A 22,468-nucleotide genomic window follows, 5' to 3' on the forward strand; every position below is an offset into this window, starting at 1 on the left:
TAAAATATTTAAATTTAATAATTTCAATATATTTAAATATTTTAATTAATCGCTAGTCAATTCATTAATGCTTAAACATACTAACTCAAAAAAAATACTAATATTTTTAGTTTTTTTTACAACTCTTTTAGGATATTCTCAGCTAAGTAAAACACACTTTATTCCACCATTAACAAATGCGGATTCTGGTAGTGCAAATCCACAAGATCAATACATCTATATTTCAACTCCAAGCATAACCAATATAAAATATACTATAAAGCCTGTAGGGCAACCTTTATCCAATAATATTACCGGTATTGTATCTAATGCTAATCCAAAAGAAATCTTTTTAGGCTCTGGAAATGGGCAATTATTCATTCCTTCTGCTCAAACAAGCGTTGTTAAAAATGATAGAGGTTATATTATAGAAGCAGACGGCGCTATTTATGTTTCTGTTAGAATGAATGCAGGCTCACAAGCAGGAGCTCTGGTAAGCAAAGGTTCTGCTGCATTAGGCACTATTTTTAGAGTTGGAACCTACACGAACGAAAATCCGCAAAGTAATTATTTAAACTTCGTTTCGGTAATGGCTACCGAAGATAATACACAAGTAACTTTTAGTGATTTAGCTAGCGGTCTCATTATAAAAAACTATTCTGGAACAACACCAATTTCGGCTACATTAAATAAAGGAGAGAGTTATACTATTGCAGTGAATAGCCTTGATGCCATAGCAAACAGAGATGGCTTAATTGGTACTTTAGTAGCATCTTCAAAACCTATAGTAGTTAACTGTGGGTCGGCAAATGGTAGTTTTGGAAATGGTGGTGGCAGAGACTACGGTATAGACCAAATTGTAGGACTCTCTAAAGTAGGGTCGGAATATATTTTTGTTAAAGGCGATGGACAAAATAGTTGGGAAAATGTTTTAATTGTAGCCCATTCTAATAACACATCTATAAGTATTAATGGTAACCAAATAACAAACATAAATGCAGGAGAGCATTATGTAATAGAAGGGAGTTTTTACAGTTCTAACGGCAACATGTACGTGCAGACAAGCCAGCCTGTTTTTGCATATCAAGGTGTGGGTGCTACTACTAGTGAAGCCAATCAAGGTATGTTTTTTGTCCCACCTTTAAGTTGCGAGGCTCGAGGCAATGTAGATAATATTCCATTTATTCAATCTATAGGAAGCACCGTTTATTCTGGAGGTGTAACTATTGTAACCAAAGCTGGTGCAACAGTGACTATTAATAATTTACCAATAGCTAATTTTTCAACCATTGGACCACAAACCGTTACAGGAAACACCAATTATATAACTTATAAAGTTACAGGACTTACCGGTAATATTTCGGTGCAAAGTACAGACGAGTTATATTGTGGCTATTTTAATTTTAATGGTGCTGCAACTTCAGGAAGTTTCTATTCTGGATTTCCAATAGCTCCCGAAATTAATTTCGATGCGCAGTTTATTTCTTTAGGAAATTGCATACCAAACATTACACTTTCTGCCGCAAATACTGGAAGTTTCGATAGTTTCCAGTGGTGGGGCGATTATGGCTTAGGCAATGGTTTCGAAAATTTAAATATTACAACACCCGATTTTAAACCAACTGTTCCAGGTAAATATAAACTAATCGGTATTGTTGCCTGTTCGGGTTTAACACTGGAATCTATTGAAATACCCGTTAGTTTTTGTCCAGATGATATTGATAATGATGGTATTATAGACAATTTAGATATAGACAACGATAACGACGGCATGCCAAATTGTTTCGAGTCGCGGGGCGATGTAAATATCAATTTAACTAACATATTAACCCCTCAATTAATTTTTCAAGATAACACCGTTAATAATTCTATAGCGTCTGCTTCGTATTCGCAAAGCAGTTCAGATGGTGTAACACACAGTTTCTCGGGAAATGCCAGTGGAAACTTTACAAGTATCATAAATCCTTCAATCGACGGGAAAAACGAATACATTTTAAATTTTAATGAAGCCATAAATTTTCAATTTTCAGAAGATACAAGTCAAAGTAATAGCATTACAGACGATGCATATTTTATAGTTAAAATTCTTCCTGTAAATAAAAACATAACCCTTTTAGACCCTGATGATCGATTATTAATTGACTCTAATTTTGATGGGGTTTTCGAAACAGGAATAACTTCAATTTCTGGTTCTGAAATTCATTTTAAGTACAATCCCGCATCTCAAGGGACAACACCGTTTAATTTTTATGCCAATCAAGTTTCTAGTGTCACCTTTAATCACATAGCATCAAATAGTAACATAGTCTCTACGTTGCATGGCACCTTAGCGCTAAATTGTTTTAAAGTAGATAGTGATAACGATGGTATTGAAGATAGTTTAGATTACGACAGCGATAACGATGGCATTCCAGATATACTGGAAAACACCGGTAAAACCCTGACATTAAGTGGTGTTGATTTAGATAATAATGGCTTAGATGATCAATTCGATTTAAATATTCCTCCTTTCGATAGCGATAACGATGGTGTTTACGATTATTTAGACTTAGATAGTGATAACGATGGTATTTATGATATTTTAGAAAGTGGCAGCGGTTTCCCGGATTCAAATTTCGATGGGATTATAGACAATGTTATAAGCAATATTGGTGCTAATGGCTGGTATGATTTAGCCGAAACGTTTCCCGATAGTAACATTATTGGTGTTACTGTTTTAAATACCGATGCAGATATTTATTTAAACTACTACGATATAGATAGCGATGGCGATGACTGTGACGATGTTATTGAAGCTGGTTTTTCCGATGGAAATAATGATGGTTTCTTAGGTGATTCAACAGTAATAGTTAACACATTTGGAGTTGTCACTAATGCTTCAGATGGTTATACAACACCTAATAGTAATTATTTAAAGGCTTCACCCCTTACCATAGCCTCACAAATGACAGCCACCATAGTGTGTGAGGGAGACAACATAAGCATGCCTTTATCTTCTCCCGATGCAGAAACCATTCAATGGGAAGTATCAGAAGATAATGGAACCACTTGGAGCGTATTAACAAACAATGCTATTTATAGTGGTGTTAACACCTTCGAACTCATTTTTACCAATACGCCCTTATCTTTTAATGGAAACAAATACAGAGCCTTTATTAATAGAGCCGATAATGCCTGCGGATTATATTCTCAAATAGTAAATGTAAATATACTACCCAAGCCCATTGTTACACCTTTTGTAGTTTTAGTTCAATGTGATGACGAAGACCCGACAACTTTAGGCTTTAGCGCTTTTAATTTAACCGAAGCTAACCAAAAAATTTCTAACAATATAGCAAACGAAACCATTAGCTATTACCTAACGGAAACATCTGCAAAATTGGGTGATGAAACCAGCCCAGAATTCATTACAAACCCTACAACATTTACAAACAGAACCATAAATTCGGATGTTGTTTGGGCTCGTGTTTTGGGGCAAAATGGCTGTGCCGGAGTTTCTGAAATTCAGTTGAATGTATCTACAACAACCATACCCTCTAATTTCCTGGCAACCTTCAATCAATGTGATGATTTTTTAGATATCAATGGAAATAACAATGCCAATAATAATGATAAAGATGGCATTGCAACATTCGATTTTAGTAGTGTTAATGCACAAATTTTAAGTTTTATTCCATCTGGACAAAACCCTTTACCACCTCGTTATTACAGAAATGAAACCGATGCTTTAGCAGAAATGAATGAAATTTTAGATATTTCAAATTATAGAAATATTGGTTATCCTAACACGCAGTACATTTATGTAAGAATAGATAGTAGCCTTTCAAACGATTGTTTAGGTTTGGGTGCCTATATTTTGCTAACTGTAGAACCTTTACCCGTATTAAACTCCATAAGTATTAGCAGACAATGCGACGATGATACAGATGGCTTGTACCCTTTTGATACTTCAACTATAGAAACCGATTTGCTAGGCAGTCAAAACCCGACAGATTTTAATATTACTTACTGGGATGCTTCGGGTAATGCTTTACCGAGTCCGCTTCCAAATCCATTTTTAACAGGAAGTCAAACAATAAAAATTATGGTATCTAACAACAGTACTTCTGCTCCTGATGGGCCCTGTTTTGTTGAAACTACATTAGATTTTATTGTTGATACACAACCTTTGGCCTTCCCTTTAAATCTATCTCCTGTTTGCGATGGTGACGCTGGCGACATAGACAATGATGGTTTATATCCTTTCAACACTTCAAATTTTAACAGTACAATTTTAGGTTCGCAAACAGGAATGGAAATTTATTACACCTTTACTAATGAGATGGGTAATACCGTTAAAAATCAAACATTGCCTAATCCACTAATTTCTGGCAATCAAACTATATTAGCAGAAGTTATTAATCCATTAAACACCAATTGCATAGCTTCAACAACTATCGACTTAATTGTAAATAAAATTCCAGATTTCTATATAGAAACACCTCAAATTGTATGTTCTTCAGACCCAACATTTACTATTATTTTAGACCCTATTGAAGACAATAATTCTGAAATTTATACCTACGAATGGAAATACCAAGATGGTACAATCTTATCAAATGCTTCAACATTAACCGTTTCAACACCCGGCACCTACTTCATAACGTTAACTAAAACAGATGGTTCTAACTGTTCTAAAACCAAAGAAATATTTGTAAATGCTTCAGAATTAGCGACCATCACTTTAAATGACCTAACCATTAAAGACGCATCAGAGAACAATACCATAACCATAAACGAAAGTAATCTTGGTTTGGGTGATTACGAATATTCGCTAGATGATGAATTTGGAAGTTACCAAGACGAACCCTTTTTTGATTTTGTAAAAGCTGGTTTTCATGTTTTGTATGTGCGCGATAAAAAAGGATGCGGAACCAGTAAAATTAAAATATCGGTTATTGGATATCCTAAATATTTCACTCCAAATGGAGATGGTTATAACGATTATTGGCAAGTTTTAGGTGTAAACTCTCAATTTCAACCCAATAGTAAAATTTATATTTTCGACAGATACGGAAAACTTTTAAAGCAATTAAGTACCAATTCTCAGGGATGGGATGGCATGTTTAGAGGCAGTTTACTACCAACAGACGATTATTGGTTTAAAGTAATTTTAGAAGACGGCAGGGAATTTACAGGACACTTTACCCTAAAACGCTAACACATTTTTTTTAAGTAATTTTACTTATTAAATTGCACATACTAAAAGTAAGTTGATGGCTTTTAGTTGAAAAAGAAAGAATATATGAAATTCAAAATCGTATCTGAATTTAGTCCAACAGGCGACCAGCCCGAAGCCATAAAACAATTAACCCAGGGCTTAAATTCTGATGAAAAATACCAAACACTATTGGGTGTAACAGGTTCTGGAAAAACCTTTACAGTTGCTAATGTTATAGAACAAGTTCAAAAACCAACTTTGGTTTTAGCACATAATAAAACCTTGGCAGCCCAGTTATATTCAGAATTCAAACAATTTTTCCCCGATAATGCCGTAGAATATTTCGTTTCGTATTACGATTATTATCAACCTGAAGCCTACATTCCTGTTTCGGGTGTTTACATTGAAAAAGATTTATCCATAAACGAAGAAATTGAAAAAATGCGTTTAAGCGCCACCTCTTCGCTACTTTCTGGAAGACGCGATGTATTAGTGGTAGCCTCTGTTTCCTGTTTATACGGTATTGGAAATCCTGTTGAATTTCAAAAAAATGTTATTTCACTAGAGCGCGATCAAGAAATATCACGAACCAAATTACTACATCAATTGGTTCAAAGTTTGTATTCCAGAACCGAGGCCGACTTTAAACATGGTAATTTCAGAATTAAAGGTGATACTTTAGATATTTTTCCAAGTTATGCCGACGATGCCTTTAGAATTCATTTTTTTGGAGACGAAATTGAAGATATTGAAGCTTTCAATATTGAAACCAATGAGGTGATAGAAAAATACGAACGTCTTACCATTTACCCTGCGAATATGTTTGTAACCTCGCCCGATGTTTTGCAAAATGCCATTAAGGAAATTCAAGACGATTTGGTAAAACAACACGATTACTTTGTAGAAATTGGCAAGCATTTAGAAGCCAAACGCCTAAAAGAACGTACCGAATTCGATTTAGAAATGATTCGGGAATTAGGTTACTGCTCGGGTATCGAAAATTATTCGCGCTACTTAGATGGCAGACAACCAGGAACACGTCCCTTTTGTTTATTAGATTATTTTCCAGACGATTATTTAATGGTAGTCGATGAAAGCCATGTTACGATTTCTCAAGTACATGCCATGTATGGTGGTGACCGCAGCCGTAAAGAAAACTTAGTTGAATATGGTTTTAGGTTACCCGCGGCGATGGATAATCGTCCGTTAAAATTTGAAGAATTTGAAGCCATCCAAAATCAAGTAATTTATGTTAGTGCCACTCCAGCCGACTATGAATTAAAGAAAACCGATGGTGTTTATGTTGAGCAAATTATTCGTCCGACTGGCTTGTTAGACCCCATCATTGAGGTTAGACCTAGTTTAAATCAAATAGACGATTTAATTGAAGAAATTCAACTGCGTGTAGAAAAAGACGAACGTACGCTGGTAACAACCCTAACTAAACGTATGGCCGAAGAGCTTACTAAGTATTTAGACAGAATTCAAATTCGTTGCCGTTACATACACAGTGATGTTGACACGTTGGAACGCGTAGAAATTATGCAAGATTTACGCAAAGGTTTATTTGATGTTTTAGTTGGTGTAAATTTACTTCGTGAAGGCTTAGATTTACCTGAAGTGTCGTTAGTAGCGATTTTAGATGCCGATAAAGAAGGTTTTTTACGTTCTGCACGTTCTTTAACACAAACTGTTGGAAGAGCCGCTAGAAACCTAAATGGAAAAGCTATTATGTATGCCGATAAAATAACCAATAGCATGCAACAAACTATTGATGATACTAACTACCGCCGCGAAAAGCAAATTAATTACAATACCAAACATAATTTAAAACCCAAAGCTTTAAACAAGAGTTTAGACAATGCACTAACTAAAAATTCGGTAAGTAGCTATAGTTATGAACTGGAAGCACGACGAGCTGCAGAACCAGAAAGTGCCTATTTAAGTAAACCTGAACTAGAAAATAAAATAAAAGATAAGCGAAAACTTATGGAAGAAGCTGCCAAAGCCCTAGATTTCATTGTTGCAGCCAAATTAAGAGACGAAATAAAAGGATACCAGGAAAAACTAGAAAAGCTAAAAGTTTAAACTTTTAGCTTTTCATAGCACAATTAAAAAAATACTTAGCAGATTTTAATTGTATTGCGTTTTAAAAATATCGATAAGAACATCTGGCGGAACAATTTTGTTTGGAAAACTTTCCATTAGATATAGTACTTTATTTATAGATTCGTGACTTAAGCCCATTCGTAATCCAAAATTAAAGAGCTTAATAACATTTTTTGAATTGTTATCACTATTGTCATCTATATTCATTAATAAAACCAATCTATGAAACTGAACAATGCGCTCGCTGTGAGATTTTAAATGTTTATAATTAATAGGATGTTCTATTAAATAGTCGAAATCCTCACGAGATATTTCCAACTGTCTCGCAACCCCTAATAAAAAATTGTATTCAATATTTTTAAGGTCCTTATCATACTTGGCAAAAGCTATCATTTCCGATAATAGACTTAGCTTTTCAACTCTATTAATCATATAAAAAAGGGATTAATTAATTACCCTTTAAAGATACGCACAAAGTGTTCATTTATAATCGTAGATATAATGTAACTCATCGAAAAGTGATATGTATTTTATCGTAATTTTCTTTAGTTTCAACTCATAATCAACAACTTACAACATAATTACTCCCTGTTTTTTTCAATTTTTGTTGGGTCATTTTCAATAAAAACAAAATTATATTTTATTGATTTTCAATAATTTAAATTAAATATTTCCTGTTTAAATTAATAAAAACTATAATTAAAATTTAAGGTATCTTTACAAAAATTATAAAAACGCTAATTCTACTAAAACTAAAATGGTTTTTGTAAAATTTAAAATATAAATAGCATACCTATGGGATTAACAAATAATGATGTTTTAAAGAAGTTAAGAGTTGCCTTAAAATTAAGAGATGATGATATAGTTAAAATTCTAGAACTTGTAGATTTTAGAATTTCTAAAAGCGAATTGGGTGCTTTTTTTAGAAATGAAGATCATCCGAAATATATGGAATGTGGAGATCAAATTTTAAGAAACTTTTTAAACGGATTGGTTATTCATTATCGTGGACCATTGCCTAAAAAAGAACCCACACTGAATAAAGAAAAAAACATAAGTAATAAAACAAAAAAGAGCAACGATTAAGTTGCTCTTTTTTTATTGAGTATGATGAAGGTTTTGTTAAGCCAAAACTTCCTGTACTTTATCTGCAGCCTCTTGGAACTCAGTCGCACTTAAAACGGCTAATCCAGAGTTGTCAATTAATTCTTTAGCAATATCTGCATTGGTACCTTGTAAACGCACTATAATTGGCACGTTAATAGTTCCCATGTTTTTATATGCATCAATAACACCTTGAGCCACACGATCACAACGAACAATACCACCAAATATGTTTATAAGAATGGCTTTAACTGCTGGATCTTTTAAAATAATTTTAAAAGCAGCTTCAACACGTGCAGCATCAGCTGTACCTCCAACATCTAGGAAGTTTGCTGGCTCACCACCTGCTTGCTTAATTAAATCCATAGTTGCCATAGCTAGACCTGCTCCGTTTACCATACATCCAACGTTACCATCTAAATCTACGTAATTTAAACCTTGCTCGCCTGCTTCTACTTCAATAGCACTTTCTTCTCTAATATCACGTAAATCTAAATATGATTTATGTCTGTAAAGCGCATTATCATCGATAGTTACTTTAGCATCAACAGCTAAAATTTTATCATCACTAGTTTTTAATACTGGATTGATTTCAAATAAAGAAGCATCAGATTTTACGTAAGCAGTATAAAGATTTGTAACAAATTTTGTCATTTCCTTAAACGCTGTACCCGATAAACCTAAATTAAAAGCAACACGTCTTGCTTGAAATGGTAATAAACCAACAGCAGGATCTACTTCTTCTGTAAAGATTAAATGAGGCGTTTCTTCTGCAACGATTTCAATATCCATTCCACCTTCTGTAGAATACATAATCATGTTACGGCCCGTTCCTCTATTTAATAATACAGAAACATAAAACTCGCTCGTTTCACTTTCTCCAGGATAGTAAACATCTTCTGCAACTAAAACTTGGTGAACTTTTTTTCCTTCGGCAGACGTTTGAGGTGTTATAAGATTCATTCCTATAATTTGTCCTGCAATTGTTTCAACCTCTTGTAAGTTTTTAGCAAGTTTAACGCCACCACCTTTACCACGACCACCAGCGTGTACTTGTGCTTTAATCACATACCAGCTAGTGCCTGTTTCTTGTGTTAGTTGTTTTGCAGCTGCTACAGCTTCTTGTGCATTTTGGGCTACGATACCTCTTTGTATACGCACTCCAAAACTGCTTAGTATTTCTTTACCTTGGTATTCGTGTAAATTCATAATTCGCTAAATAGTTTAAGAAAGGCAAATGTAAATAAACATGATAACTTACCCTAATATTTAATTATGAAAACTTTAAATTGTAATAACTAATTATTAGTTGTTAAATAATTAACATTTTGTTTAGTTTGTATAATTTTTTAGTTATTTATTTTTTATTGACTCTAAAGAAATATATTTGCAAAAAAATTGAAAATTATGTTAGACAGTCAATTGCTTAAAATTGCAGAAGATTTTGGTAGTCCAGTTTATGTATACAATGCTGAAAAAATAGAAGCGCAATACAATAGACTTACAAATGCATTTAAAGATGTTAAAAAGCTAAAACTTAATTATGCAGTTAAAGCATTATCTAATATCTCTATATTAAAGTTTTTTAATAAACTAGGTTCTGGTATCGATACTGTATCGATTCAAGAAGTACAATTAGGCTTAGCAGCCGGTTTTTTACCAGAACAAATTATTTTTACACCAAACGGTGTTTCACTAGCCGAAATTGAAGAAGCGGCCCAGTTAGGCGTTAAAATAAATATTGATAACTTATCGATTTTAGAACAGTTTGGTGCTAAACATCCAAAAACACCTGTGTGTATTCGTATTAATCCGCATGTTATGGCTGGTGGAAATGCTAATATTTCGGTAGGTCATATCGATTCTAAATTCGGTATTTCCATTCATCAAATACCTCATATTTTACGTATTGTTGAAAATACTAAAATGACTATTAACGGTATTCATATGCATACAGGAAGTGATATATTAGATATTGAAGTCTTTTTATATGCTAGCGAAATTTTATTTGAAACGGCTAAACAATTTAAAAATTTAGATTTTATTGATTTTGGTTCTGGTTTTAAAGTACCTTACAAACAAGGTGACATAGAAACGAATATAGAAGAATTAGGAAAAAAATTATCTGAAAGATTCAATACGTTCTGTACAGAATATGGCAAAGATTTAACTTTAGCTTTCGAGCCTGGCAAATTCCTTGTTAGCGAATCTGGTTATTTTTTAACCAAAGTAAACGCTGTAAAACAAACAACTTCAACAGTATTTGCACAAGTAGACTCTGGTTTTAATCACTTAATTCGCCCCATGTTTTATGGTTCACATCACGATATAACCAACATCTCAAATCCTGAAGGTCGCGAGCGTTTTTATACTGTAGTGGGTTATATTTGTGAAACTGACACCTTTGGTAATAACCGTCGTATTAAAGAAATTAACGAAGGTGATGTATTATGTTTTAAAAATGCAGGCGCTTATTGCTTCTCAATGGCGAGCAATTACAACTCAAGATTAAAACCTGCAGAAGTGCTATGGTATAACAACGAAGCACACCTTATTAGAAAAAGAGAAACATTTGATGATATTATACACAATCAAATAGAAATAAATTTTGCTACTAAGAAAGAAAAAGAATTAGTGAAATAAACTTTGCCAGCAAACTAAACTTTAAAAGCCCAACAAATGTTGGGCTTTTTTTTATCTAAAAACATAAATTTATTGATTATCAATATTTTAAACAGCTACAACATAATTTTTTAAGAAAAATTATATTATATTTAAGCGTTCAGAATTTTCTCCCCAGAGCTTAGCAACAATCCTTACCCCCCGAATTGAAATTTTATTTTAAAATCTATTGATGACTTTAATTAGGCTAAATCGACTAATATTTTAACAAATTAATCAATTCTAACCAAAACCAAAATTATGAGAAAATTACTGTACCTAATGCTATTACTACCACTTGTTATGGTAGCACAAGAAAACGAAAGTTTCCTATTAAACATGACCCAAATTACTGTTAAACATGGTCATGAAGCTCAATTTATTGAAGGAGTAAAAGCCTGGAAAGCATGTTACTTAGAAAACAAAGGCGAAGACAAATGGAATATGTGGCGCCGTGTGCAAGGCAAAGGCACTGTTTATGGATTAACCGGTGTTATGGCAAAATGGGCCGAAATGGATGACGACAATGATGAAGCTGGAAAAGCTTGTCGTATGACCGTAATTAATTTAATACGACCACATATTGAATCTATAGAGTATAATATTGCCCGATCGATGCCCAATATAAGTGAAAAACTTTCCATGAGTGACGATATATCTCTTGTTTGGGTTCATTATTTTAAAATTAAAAACTCGACTCTTTTCATGGAAGTAATTAATGAAACTACTGCTGCCCTGAAAAAAGCAGAAGGAGATGGCAGAGGCACTTGGTATAGCCTTATGGGTGGTAGCCCCGATGTTGCCGATTATTTTGTGTCTGTGCCCTTTAAAAACTTTGCCGATTTAGACACAGATCGCGATGGCGTATGGAAAGTATATGAGAAAGTTAATGGTAAAGCCAAAACAGATGCGACTCGAAATAAAATGAGAGACGCTTTATCTTCAGAATGGTCTTATATGTATACGCTAAACAAGGAACTCTCTAACTAAGTTTTAATTACATATTAAAACATGCCCTTAAAAGCTCAACTTATGTTGGGCTTTTATTTCAATTAAATTAAAATGATTCTTTTAAGAAGTTCATGAAGTTTCAATGCCTTATAACCATAAAAAATTGAAACTAAAACAACCTAACTAAATACAACCAATAAATTTTAAAATCATGAAAACTATCAAATTTTCAATTTACATGTTACTATTTATAAGTGTTTTTGCACTTATTTCCTGTGATAATAAAACAAACAAAGACATTGAAATGTATTCCAATACTTGGTATGAAATTATTAATAACGGAAAATTAGAACTATTCAATGAAACTAATTTTGACAAAGACATCACCGTAATTATGAGTCCAGAAAATTTAGTAGGCATTGAAAGTGTAAAAAACTATTACGCCGAATATTTAACTGGTTTTACAAACATCAACTTTACAGTAAAAGATATTTTTGGTCAAGGCGAAAAAATTGTGAAACATTGGAGTTTTGCTGGCACCCACACGGGATTATTTTTTGGAATTCCTGCAACAAATAAAACTGTTAATATTGAAGGTGTTACTTTGGTGAAAATGAAAAATGGTAAAATTTTACAAGAGCAAGATTTTTTAGATAATATGTTGTTTATGCAACAATTAGGCATAATCTCAAATCCAGAAAACCTTACTGTAATTACTAATTTATATGATGCTTTTTCTAAAGGTGATATACCTACTGTACTTTCTTTGCTCGATCCACAAGTTGTTTGGAATGAAGCCGAAGGCAATGCCTATGCAGATGGAAACCCTTATATTGGTCCGAATGCGGTTTTAGAAGGCGTTTTTAGTCGTGTTGGAAACGATTATGAATACTTCAATCTCGCAGATATTAAACTGCACGACATGTCCAATAATGAAGTATTAGCCACATTACGTTACAAAGGAAAATTAAAAAAGAATGGCGCTTTATTAGATGCACAAGTTGCCCACCACTTCTCTTTAAGAGATGGAAAAGTTATCACTTTTCAACAATATGTGGACACGAAACAACTTCACGATGTAAACAAATAATAGCTTCTACATGAAATAATAACCAACATCATGTATGTTGGTTATTGTTTTAAAAAAATATTTGTATCTATTAAAGGAACAGTGGGTTTAAATTAGATGTAACCTAAATGATGCTTAAATTAAATTTATCGAAAAGACTTATATTAGTACCTCATTAAATCCCGTTTTTAAATTATTAAAGTGCACTTATATTCCCTTCTTTTTCTTGTTGTAATGTTAACATGTGAAAATTCGTTTTGCCAAGAGATGGGTTTTAAAGAAATTCAGTTAACAAATACAGAAGCCGATAACCGATATGCGAGTTATAATAAAGAAGGTACTCAAATTGTTTTTGAATCGAATCGAGATGGCCATTGGCAAATTTACACCATGGGAATTGACGGAGAAAAACAAAAACGATTAATAAATTCTACTGCAAACGACAGAAGACCTAAATATAGCCCTTATAAAAATGCAATAATTTTTGAATCTGATAGAAATGGCACCAGCGATATTTTTGTTTATAATTTAGATTCTGAAACCTTAAAACAGCTTCCTATAGATTTAGATTTAAACAAACATTTCCCCGAATTTGCTCCCAATGGTATGGAAATTACTTTTTCTGCCGAATCTAAAAATGGAGTATCTCATTTTTACAAATGCTCAACAAACGGCAAACGCTTAAAAAAAATACTGGCAGACAACTATAACAACTTAGCGCCAAATCTCTCGCCCAGAGGGGATCAATTAGTATATTTTTCAAATAAGAATACACAAGCAGAAAGTAATGTTATTTACACCAAAAATATAATAACAAACGAAGAAAACAGATTAACTTATTTCGTGAACAATAGCGAATACCCAAGTTGGTCTAATATTAGAGGCAGTCGTATTGTATATTCTGCTAAAATTAATGATATGTTACAACCTGAAATATTTATTATGCGAAATGATGGTACACATAAAATTCAAATAACGTATAATGATTTTGAAGATATTTTACCGGTTTGGTCGCCCAACAATATTAATTTACTCATTACAGGGTACCGCAATAAGCATTACCAAATTTGTAAAATATTATTAAAAGAACCTTTATCTCCTGACCAAAAAGCTTTAGATTAAATTACTTTTTTACTTGCCCAGAAAACAAACTAACATTTGAAGTAAAGGGATTTCCTGAAGCGCGTCGCATCATTACAACTTGTCCGCAATGCCAAACAGCATCTTCTACAGGCCCATTAATAATATTCCAAAACGGCACCGTGGTTTGTTTTAAATCAAAGGGTTGATTAGTACTTTTTAAAGCATCAGAAACGGCCTTTAAATTCATTAAGGTTTGTTGTCGTTTTATTTTAAAATCTGAAATTTTATCACTGGTATCTTTATTAGTTGGTAACATATTGTTTCTAATAAACTTAGACAAGCCATAAATATGATCGATGGTTTCCTGAGCCTCGCGAGCGTCTGGACTAGACTTGTATAATAAATCTTCGGTTCTAAGTCCTTCGCTTGCCCAATAATACCTAAAGCCTAGACCATCAATCATTCTGGCTGCTACCAAATTTGTAGTATATGTATCTGGGTATTCGGGTATTTCGCGAAATGGCAAAACGTCTTCATTTTGTGAAAACATAACAGATGATATTAAAATGAGTAAAATATAAACGTGTTTCATAATATTATTTGGTTCCGTATTTATCAAATAAATAAATTAAAGCAGTCATGGTTGCTGCCCCTAACTCTAACTCGCGTTTGTTAATGGCATCGAAGGTGTCATTACTCGCATGATGATGATCGAAATAACGTTGCGAATCTGGACGTAAGCCTGCCAATACAATACGATCGTTTTTTAAAGGCCCTACATCGGCACCACTTCCACCCTTTTCGAAATAATGAATTAAATAAGGTTTAAATAAATTTTGCCAACTTAAAACCTGATTAAAATTCGCATCGTTGCAATCGAAACTAAAACCTCTTGGAGTAAAACCTCCGGCATCACTTTCTAAAGCTAAAACATGGTTTTCACCATTTTGTTTTGCTACTTCTGCATATTTATTACCACCTCGTAATCCGTTTTCTTCATTCATGAATAAAACCACACGAATGCTGTGTTTTGGTTTAACGCCTATTGTTTTTAAAAGTCTTAAAACTTCCATAGATTGTACCACGCCTGCCCCGTCGTCGTGGGAGCCATCGCCTAAATCCCAGGAATCTAAATGGCCACCAACAATCATGTATTTATCTGGAAATTGACTGCCGGTAATTTCACCAATAACATTATAAGATTGCACATCTTTTAATTTTTTGCAATTGGTTTTAAAATATAATTTTATGTTTTTATTTAGTTCCAACATGGTACTAAGTACTTCTGCATCGTTGGTACTAATGGCTGCCGATGGTATTCTTTTTTCTACAGGTAAATCGCCATAAGTCATGCTACCGGTATGCGGTAAATCGTCTAATCGTAAATTCATTGAACGCACAATTACACCAACCGCACCGTATTTTGAAGCTTCTACAGCACCTTGGTAACGCTGATTTACACAACCACCATAAGCATCGAACGTGCTAATTAAATCGGGTTGCATGGGGCGGTTAAAGAATACTATTTTACCTTCAATTTTTTCGGTTCCTAAAGTTTCTAATTCTTCAAAACTTTTTACCTCAACTACCTGTGCTTTTATTCCCAAAGCCGGCGTTGCCACAGAGCCTCCTAAAGCACAAATATTAACTGTATTGGTTTTTCCTGGAGTGGTTTCGATGTATGCATATTCTTTAGCGCCACGCACCCATTTTGGAACCATAACGGGTTGTAACCATACTTTATCTAATCCTAGTTTATCCAATTCTTCTTTTGTGTAAGCTACGGCACGCTCGGCACCTAATGAACCCGACAAACGACTACCTATTTGATTGGATAAATGGTTTAACCAATTGTAACTTTCGCCCTGGGTTAACGATGTTTTATATATGGTTTTTAAAACATCTTCATCGGTTTGCGCATGTACTAATAAACCTGAAATAATAGCAAAAAACAGAAGGATGCTCTGGATATTTTTCATAAAATGATTTTAGGTGTTTAAAGATATGTTTTCTTTAGATGAGATGTTAATTTTGAAATATAAAATTCTGTTAATATACGCCTCTGCATTAACGATTGGAGTGGCATCCTTTTTAAAACCTTTGTTAATTTAAACTGAAACTAAAGCATAAAAAAACCATTAATGTTTAAAATAATTAATGGTTTTGTGTTTTAAAAAGATATAACGGAAAGCGTGTTAAAATGCCCAAATTTTACTCGTTATTGAGCTCTTTAATATACATTTCGAGGTTGTCTTTTACTTTATCGCTTAATTCTGGTTCTTGAATATCTGAATATTTACTGAGGGTTTCGTGCATTATTTTTGCAACGATGTAACGGGCAGCGTCTTTATTATCGGCTGGAATATTGTACCAAGGCGCGTGTGGTTTTGAGGTGCGATTGATGGCATCTTCGTAATACTCCTGGTATTTATCCCAAATTTTACGCTCTTTTAAATCGTCTGGAGAAAATTTCCAGTGCTTTTCTTTTTTCTTTAAACGGCGTAGGAGTCTGTTTTTTTGCTCGTCTTTAGAGAGGTTTAAGAAGAATTTAAAAATGATGGTGCCGTTTTCGGCAATGTGTTTTTCGAAATTATTTATTTGCTCGAAACGTTTGTCCCAAAAAGCTTCGTCTATATCGTCTACAGAGTTAATAGTTGGCAGATTTTCGTTTAAAATATAGTTAGGATGCACGCGGGTTACGAGCACATTTTCGTAATGCGTTCGGTTAAAAATTGCAAATTTACCGCGCTCTGGTAAAGCAATGTAATGACGCCATAAATAATCGTGACCCAACTCTAAATCTGTTGGAACTTTAAAACTATGACACACAACACCTCGAGCATTAAAATTTTTAAATACTTCGCGAATTAAACTGTCTTTTCCAGCGGTATCCATACCTTGAAAACACACCAAAACACTGTATTTATCGTGTGCATACATGGTGTTTTGTAGTTTACCTAGTTTCTTGCTTACAAAATTTAGGGCTTTTACTAAATCGTCTTTTTTAGCATCTAAATCGTTTTTGGTATTTAAATCTTTGATGTTTATTGGTGAAGAAATTTTAAAATCGTCGATATCTATTTTAATCATCGTGTTGGGTTTAGTATTCTGTCTTAAATATAAGTAAATCTGTGTATTCGATGAAATGCCACCGCTTTTATTTTGTTTTACATACATTTGAATACCCAAATTTTTAATTTAACCTGAACCTTATGAGAACCTTCTCTATTTTTATGCTTTGCGCATTAGTTAGCCTAAACGGCCTGGCACAATCGAATTGTGGTGTTGCCGATTCGTATTTAGTTTATGCCTATTCAAATATTAAAGATGCTTACGAATCGAATAATAAAGACCATTTGAAATATTATTCGAAAAAATCTTTAGAATCGTTTGAAAAAGCCAAACCCATATTAAAATCTTGTGGTTGTGAGACGGCCTATAATTTAATTTTTGATAGTATTGAGTTATTAAAAAAAGTTGAAACGGCAACCACTTTTGAAGATGGCCGCTTTTTTGTTAAACGCGTGAAAGCACATGCTAAAAATAGTATTATAGCATTGGATAGTTGTAATTCTGGAGCTATAAATACAAGTGACGAAACCAATAACGACCTTGCTTCTATTGAAGATGAACAACAGCAACTGGAAGCACAACAAAAAGCCTTACAGCAAAAAGCCGAAGACATACATAAAAAACTAGAGGCTAAAAATTTAAAAGCAATACAATTACAAAAAGAATTACTTATTAAGGATTATAAATTGGCATTAGAACTGAATGTTAAAAATTATAATGAAACTTTAAAAATTTGTAATTGGAAAAACGATTTAATAAAAATCTCTGACACTGAATCTAATTTGATAGAGAAAAGTATGGATGAAATAAAAACACATTATTTAAATGCTTTAAAAGCGATGGCGACAGATTACTTAAGCAAACTAAATTTGAGCAGCATTAATTAATTAAAAAAGCGTTAGAAAATTTCTAACGCTTTTTTTTTGATTTATTTAGATGCAAACAATTTCACATCTTGTTCGCTAACCTCTGGCCCTCCTAAAATTATTAAACGCTCTACCACATTTCGTAATTCTCTAATATTACCCGTCCAATCGTAATCTTGAAGTAATTTTATGGCTTTATCTGAGAATGACTTTTTAGCGGTGCCTTGTTCGCTAGCTATTTTTTCGGTAAAATGATTTACTAATAAGGGAATATCTTCACGACGATCGTTTAATGCAGGCACTTTTATTAAAATAACAGCCAAACGATGGTATAAGTCTTCCCGGAATCTTCCTGCTTCAATTTCCTTTTTTAAATCTTTGTTTGTAGCTGCAACAACGCGAACATTCACTTTAATATCTTTATCGCTACCAACGCGCTGCACTCTACTTTCTTGTAAAGCTCGCAAAACTTTGGCTTGAGCAGACAAACTCATATCGCCAATTTCATCTAAAAAAATAGTACCACCATTAGCGGCTTCAAATTTTCCTGCTCTATCTTTTACGGCACTGGTAAACGCCCCTTTTACATGACCAAACAATTCGCTTTCTATTAATTCACTGGGTATTGCAGCACAATTCACTTCAATCATTGGTCCGTTAGCACGCTCACTTTTCTGGTGCAGCCAATGTGCCACAAGTTCTTTACCGGTTCCGTTTGGGCCCGTTACTAAAACTCTAGCATCGGTTTGTGCTACCTTTTCAATCATGTCTTTTATTTGTGAAATGGCTTCACTTTCACCAATCATTTCAAAATTCTTACCTACTTTTTTCTTCAGTAATTTATTTTCAACAACTAAAACTTTACGGTCTAAAGCGTTGCGAACGGTATTTAAAAGACGGTTTAAATCTGGCGGTTTAGATATATAATCAAACGCTCCTAATCGCATGGTATTTACAGCAGTATCTAAATCGCCATGACCAGAAATCATAACTATTGGGGTTTCTGGTTTTATTTTTTTTACCGCTTCCAAAACTTCAACTCCATCCATTTTAGGCATTTTAATATCGCATAGAATGAGGTCGTAGTCCTCGTTTTTAATTTTTTCAATTCCTATTAAGCCATCTTCGGCTTCTTCTACTTGATAGGTATCGTTTTCTTCGGAAAGAATTTTAACCAACACACGTCTAATAGCAGCTTCGTCTTCTATAACTAATATTTTTGGCATCTTATATTTTGAATTTAATTCCTGTTCTTAAATAGAAAGCATTTAGATCATCTAAAGTAAATATTTCATTTCTATTTTTATCTCTTAAAACGTTATTTAACCTAAAGGTATACCCTGTGTAAGCATAACCGATTAAATGATTTGTAAATTCGTACTCGTAGCCCAAACCGGCAACGGCAACAGATAAAGATATATTATCTACGGTCTGTCCGTTTATCATGATGGGTTCGTGAATATGAGCCAAATAACCATCTAAACCAACAAAAACCTGAACACTGTTTTTATAATTTATGGCATACTTTATATTGGATTTTGGCACACCAGCATTATAACTCCATTTTTCATTTATTGGCCTGAAATAACTAACAAACGGTAATGGAAATGGCAAACCCGTTGTTGCATTATAGGTTAATCCTAAAATTAATCGATAGGGATGTTTGGCTGTTTCATCATCTAATCTATCATTAATAAAAAACACACCACCATTCATAAAGAAATCTTGAGAAGTGATTTTGCGTGTTAAAGTTGAAGCCAATCGGGGGTTAAACTTAGCACCAAAACGCCAAGTTTCGTTCCATTTAAAGGTATAGCCAATGTTTAAATCTACAACATGAATTTTACTAAGTGAAGATTTATCAAAAGGATAATGGTCTTCAAGATTTAATAAAATACGATTATACTCTGCACCCAACACCAAATAATCTTTATTCTTAATCTTTACAGGATAATTAAATAATGCTCTTAATCTTGTGTATTGGTCTTCCGATTGATTTTTTGGTACAAACGAATATTCTAAACGAGCTATATCTGTTAATTGTGCATATCCAAAGTTTGATACGCATAATACGAGAATTACTATAACAATTTTAAGCTCTTTTATATCCATTCATTTTTTTTAAACTTGTTTACTAGGCTGAGAAATAATATGAATATCGCGCTGTGGAAATGGTATGGTAATATTATTTTCTCTAAACAATCTGTCTATTTCAAAACGAATATCACTTTTTGAAAAGTTAGCATTAAAACTATCTCCAATGGTGAAAATAACTTTAAAGTTTAACGAACTATCTCCAAAATCTGTAAAACGTACCGCCACCTCAGGCTCAGGCAAAACATCTGGATGCGTTGAAGCCGCCTGAATTAACAACTTTTTTACCAATTGGGTATCACTACCGTAAGCCACACCAACATCGACACTTTCACGGGTGGTTGTTCCGTTTTGGGTCCAGTTATACAAACTGTTTTCAAGATATAGGTGATTTGGTATTACCAATACTTTATTATCGATGGTAACAGCACGGGTGGTTCTTAGTTTAATTTCTTCTACACGCCCAACCTTACCATCAATTTCAATAATATCGCCTACATGAACGGTTTGATCGACAAGGATAAAAATTCCAGAAATTATATCCTGAAAAAGTGTTTGTAATGCTAAACCAATACCTATTAATAATGCTGCTGATGCTGCAAATATGGCCGTTACATTTATTCCTATAGAATCGAAAACCACGAGCATAACTACAATATAAATGAGCCATCTACCAAATGAGAAAACGGTATTGAATTTAGCCTGATCGTCTTCTGGCATGTTTCGGGTTACCAATTTCTTAATCCATTTTAACAAACGGGTAGTTAATAATAATACAGCGGCTACTAAAAGAACATATTTAACTTTTAAAATAATTTGGTGGGCTTCGGCGCCTGTTCCATAGGTAAAATCGACAATTTTAAATTCTAAAAAATTAACAATTTTTTCCCAAAGCGTACTTTCAACTAATACCTCACCAACTTTTTCTACTTCCTCTCCTAATTTCTCTTTAACGTTTTGCATATTAATATTTTATCCATTTAATTAATTCTTTGTAACTAGGCTTTTTACCATACATTAAAATACCTACACGATAAATTTTAGCAGCAAACCAAACGGTAAACATAAAAGTAGCAATTAATATTAAAAAGGATAGTAATTGCTGCCAAATAGGAACCCCAAAAGGTATACGCATAATCATAACAACCGGTGATGTTAATGGAATGAATGAAAATACAGTAGAGATGGTTCCGTGAGGATCTTCAATAACCGTAAAAATTCCAACATACACGGCCAGCATCAAAGGCATAATAATAGGTAACATAAATTGCTGTGTATCGGTTTCGTTATCTACAGCTGCACCTATAGCGGCATAAAGCGAGCTGTATAACAGGTATCCGCCAATAAAAAACAAAATAAAAGCAATAACTAAATTTAGCAAGGGCATGTTGAAAAAAGCCGTAACAAAATTTTGAACCTGCATGTTTAGCTCTGGGTTTTTAATAGCCTCGTTCATTAATTCCTGTTGTGGTGTTTGCATATCGGACATATTAATTCCAAAAAACACAGAAACAATAAACATAAGTATGCCTCCAACCATTAACCATATTACAAATTGTGTAATGCCTGCCAAAGATGTTCCAATTATTTTACCAAGCATGAGTTGCACCGGTTTAACCGAAGAAATTATCACTTCAATAATTCGGCTGGTTTTTTCTTCAATAACACTGCGCATGATCATATTTCCATAAATAATGATGAACATAAAAAGTAAATATCCAATAGCTATGCCAAAAATGAGTTTTACCAAACTATCAATTTTTGAGGTTTTTTCACCATCAAAACTTTCCTGTTTAATATCTACTTTGGCTTTAAGGGCGTTTACTTTTGCAATATCTACATTAGCTTGTTTTAACTTTAAATTTGTAAATTGGTTTTCGAGTATTTTTTCTAAATCGGAAATTATAGATAATGATGCCGATTCTTCGGAATAAAATTTAATATGGTTTGAAACCTCATCGATAGCATCAAAATTTTCAATATACAGTAAACCGTATGCTTCCGATTCTTTGGCTACCAATTTAGCATCGGTAAGCGTCATATTAGTAAGCTTATTATAAACCGTATTTTGATTGTTTACAAAAACATTTTCGGCCAAACCCGAGGTATCTAAAACAAAAATTGTTCGAACCTTTTCGTTATTTAATTGCGATAAATATGCTACTACAGAAAAAAGCAAAATCATAATCATAGGACTTAAAAAAGTCATTACTATAAATGATTTATTTTTTACTTTAGTTAGGTACTCCCGTTTAATTATTAGTGGTAAGTGATTCATTT

Annotated in this window: 17 protein-coding genes; 8 read left to right on the forward strand and 9 right to left on the reverse strand. The window is 33.3% G+C overall.

Annotation, left to right across the window (positions count from 1 at the left end):
• Positions 1-67: 67 nt before the first annotated feature.
• Both AW14_RS13900 and uvrB read left to right on the forward strand, forming a co-directional pair.
• Positions 68-5,179: a T9SS type B sorting domain-containing protein gene (locus AW14_RS13900; protein WP_052647531.1), complete on the forward strand. Its 5,112-nt coding sequence runs from the start codon at positions 68-70 to the stop codon at positions 5,177-5,179.
• A gap of 84 nt (positions 5,180-5,263) precedes the next feature.
• Positions 5,264-7,267, forward strand: a complete 2,004-nt coding sequence (gene uvrB / locus AW14_RS13905) for an excinuclease ABC subunit UvrB (RefSeq protein WP_044639349.1) — start codon at positions 5,264-5,266, stop codon at positions 7,265-7,267.
• Positions 7,268-7,312: 45 nt separating this feature from the next.
• On the opposite strand, the gene AW14_RS13910 is transcribed toward uvrB, so the two are convergent.
• A complete protein-coding gene (locus AW14_RS13910; protein WP_044639350.1) occupies positions 7,313-7,720 on the reverse strand; it encodes a hypothetical protein in 408 nt (135 codons plus the stop codon).
• 363 nt (positions 7,721-8,083) lie between these two features.
• Here AW14_RS13910 and AW14_RS13915 point away from each other — a divergent pair, with 363 nt between their 5' ends.
• A complete protein-coding gene (locus tag AW14_RS13915; RefSeq protein ID WP_044639351.1) occupies positions 8,084-8,374 on the forward strand; it encodes a DUF1456 family protein in 291 nt (96 codons plus the stop codon).
• Between the two features lie 36 nt (positions 8,375-8,410).
• On the opposite strand, the gene sucC is transcribed toward AW14_RS13915, so the two are convergent.
• Positions 8,411-9,601: an ADP-forming succinate--CoA ligase subunit beta gene (gene sucC / locus AW14_RS13920; protein WP_044639352.1), complete on the reverse strand. Its 1,191-nt coding sequence runs from the start codon at positions 9,599-9,601 to the stop codon at positions 8,411-8,413.
• Positions 9,602-9,799: 198 nt separating this feature from the next.
• Between sucC and lysA the strand changes: the two genes are divergently transcribed.
• From lysA to AW14_RS13945, 4 genes are all read left to right on the forward strand, one after another.
• On the forward strand, positions 9,800-11,035 hold the full coding sequence (lysA, locus tag AW14_RS13925) for a diaminopimelate decarboxylase (RefSeq protein ID WP_044639353.1): 1,236 nt from the start codon (positions 9,800-9,802) through the stop codon (positions 11,033-11,035).
• A 279-nt stretch (positions 11,036-11,314) separates the two neighbouring features.
• A complete protein-coding gene (locus AW14_RS13930) occupies positions 11,315-12,043 on the forward strand; it encodes a hypothetical protein (protein WP_044639354.1) in 729 nt (242 codons plus the stop codon).
• 172 nt (positions 12,044-12,215) lie between these two features.
• The gene (locus AW14_RS15160; RefSeq protein WP_084708907.1) at positions 12,216-13,094 is read left to right on the forward strand and encodes an ester cyclase; all 879 of its coding nucleotides are present in this window, start codon (positions 12,216-12,218) and stop codon (positions 13,092-13,094) included.
• 246 nt (positions 13,095-13,340) lie between these two features.
• Positions 13,341-14,195 (forward strand): PD40 domain-containing protein, encoded by an 855-nt coding sequence (locus AW14_RS13945; protein WP_044639355.1) that lies wholly within the window; start codon positions 13,341-13,343, stop codon positions 14,193-14,195.
• Position 14,196: 1 nt separating this feature from the next.
• On the opposite strand, the gene AW14_RS13950 is transcribed toward AW14_RS13945, so the two are convergent.
• From AW14_RS13950 to AW14_RS13960, 3 genes are all read right to left on the reverse strand, one after another.
• Positions 14,197-14,748 (reverse strand): hypothetical protein, encoded by a 552-nt coding sequence (locus AW14_RS13950; RefSeq protein WP_044639356.1) that lies wholly within the window; start codon positions 14,746-14,748, stop codon positions 14,197-14,199.
• Between the two features lie 4 nt (positions 14,749-14,752).
• The gene (locus tag AW14_RS13955) at positions 14,753-16,135 is read right to left on the reverse strand and encodes a M28 family peptidase (protein WP_044639357.1); all 1,383 of its coding nucleotides are present in this window, start codon (positions 16,133-16,135) and stop codon (positions 14,753-14,755) included.
• A gap of 232 nt (positions 16,136-16,367) precedes the next feature.
• Positions 16,368-17,246: a PPK2 family polyphosphate kinase gene (locus AW14_RS13960; protein ID WP_044639358.1), complete on the reverse strand. Its 879-nt coding sequence runs from the start codon at positions 17,244-17,246 to the stop codon at positions 16,368-16,370.
• 122 nt (positions 17,247-17,368) lie between these two features.
• Between AW14_RS13960 and AW14_RS13965 the strand changes: the two genes are divergently transcribed.
• Positions 17,369-18,115 carry a hypothetical protein gene (locus AW14_RS13965; protein ID WP_044639359.1) on the forward strand — a complete coding sequence of 249 codons (747 nt, stop codon included), beginning with the start codon at positions 17,369-17,371 and terminating at the stop codon, positions 18,113-18,115.
• Positions 18,116-18,156: 41 nt separating this feature from the next.
• Here the strand turns inward: AW14_RS13965 and AW14_RS13970 are convergent, their stop codons facing one another.
• Genes AW14_RS13970 through AW14_RS13985 form a run of 4 tightly spaced genes read right to left on the reverse strand, consistent with a single transcriptional unit; the run spans position 18,157 to position 22,466 of the window.
• Entirely contained in the window at positions 18,157-19,320 is a 1,164-nt protein-coding gene (locus tag AW14_RS13970) for a sigma-54-dependent transcriptional regulator (RefSeq protein ID WP_044639360.1), read from the reverse strand.
• A 1-nt stretch (position 19,321) separates the two neighbouring features.
• Positions 19,322-20,206, reverse strand: coding sequence for a DUF6268 family outer membrane beta-barrel protein (locus AW14_RS13975; RefSeq protein ID WP_044639361.1), 885 nt, complete (start codon positions 20,204-20,206; stop codon positions 19,322-19,324).
• A gap of 9 nt (positions 20,207-20,215) precedes the next feature.
• Positions 20,216-21,151, reverse strand: a complete 936-nt coding sequence (locus AW14_RS13980) for a mechanosensitive ion channel family protein (RefSeq protein ID WP_044639362.1) — start codon at positions 21,149-21,151, stop codon at positions 20,216-20,218.
• Position 21,152: 1 nt separating this feature from the next.
• A complete protein-coding gene (locus AW14_RS13985; protein WP_044639363.1) occupies positions 21,153-22,466 on the reverse strand; it encodes an ABC transporter permease in 1,314 nt (437 codons plus the stop codon).
• Positions 22,467-22,468: the final 2 nt, after the last annotated feature.

This window comes from Siansivirga zeaxanthinifaciens CC-SAMT-1 (assembly GCF_000941055.1).
Classification (GTDB): Bacteria; Bacteroidota; Bacteroidia; order Flavobacteriales; family Flavobacteriaceae; genus Siansivirga; species Siansivirga zeaxanthinifaciens.

Coding starts and splice junctions, on each gene's coding strand:
- AW14_RS13930 (WP_044639354.1), top strand. CDS start 11,315: ATGAGAAAATTACTGTACCTAATGCTATTACTACCACTTGTTATGGTA.
- AW14_RS13975 (WP_044639361.1), bottom strand. CDS start 20,206: ATGGATATAAAAGAGCTTAAAATTGTTATAGTAATTCTCGTATTATGC.
- AW14_RS13915 (WP_044639351.1), top strand. CDS start 8,084: ATGGGATTAACAAATAATGATGTTTTAAAGAAGTTAAGAGTTGCCTTA.
- AW14_RS13955 (WP_044639357.1), bottom strand. CDS start 16,135: ATGAAAAATATCCAGAGCATCCTTCTGTTTTTTGCTATTATTTCAGGT.
- AW14_RS13970 (WP_044639360.1), bottom strand. CDS start 19,320: ATGCCAAAAATATTAGTTATAGAAGACGAAGCTGCTATTAGACGTGTG.
- AW14_RS15160 (WP_084708907.1), top strand. CDS start 12,216: ATGAAAACTATCAAATTTTCAATTTACATGTTACTATTTATAAGTGTT.
- uvrB (WP_044639349.1), top strand. CDS start 5,264: ATGAAATTCAAAATCGTATCTGAATTTAGTCCAACAGGCGACCAGCCC.
- AW14_RS13985 (WP_044639363.1), bottom strand. CDS start 22,466: ATGAATCACTTACCACTAATAATTAAACGGGAGTACCTAACTAAAGTA.
- sucC (WP_044639352.1), bottom strand. CDS start 9,601: ATGAATTTACACGAATACCAAGGTAAAGAAATACTAAGCAGTTTTGGA.
- AW14_RS13980 (WP_044639362.1), bottom strand. CDS start 21,151: ATGCAAAACGTTAAAGAGAAATTAGGAGAGGAAGTAGAAAAAGTTGGT.
- AW14_RS13965 (WP_044639359.1), top strand. CDS start 17,369: ATGAGAACCTTCTCTATTTTTATGCTTTGCGCATTAGTTAGCCTAAAC.
- AW14_RS13945 (WP_044639355.1), top strand. CDS start 13,341: ATGGGTTTTAAAGAAATTCAGTTAACAAATACAGAAGCCGATAACCGA.
- AW14_RS13910 (WP_044639350.1), bottom strand. CDS start 7,720: ATGATTAATAGAGTTGAAAAGCTAAGTCTATTATCGGAAATGATAGCT.
- lysA (WP_044639353.1), top strand. CDS start 9,800: ATGTTAGACAGTCAATTGCTTAAAATTGCAGAAGATTTTGGTAGTCCA.
- AW14_RS13960 (WP_044639358.1), bottom strand. CDS start 17,246: ATGATTAAAATAGATATCGACGATTTTAAAATTTCTTCACCAATAAAC.
- AW14_RS13900 (WP_052647531.1), top strand. CDS start 68: ATGCTTAAACATACTAACTCAAAAAAAATACTAATATTTTTAGTTTTT.
- AW14_RS13950 (WP_044639356.1), bottom strand. CDS start 14,748: ATGAAACACGTTTATATTTTACTCATTTTAATATCATCTGTTATGTTT.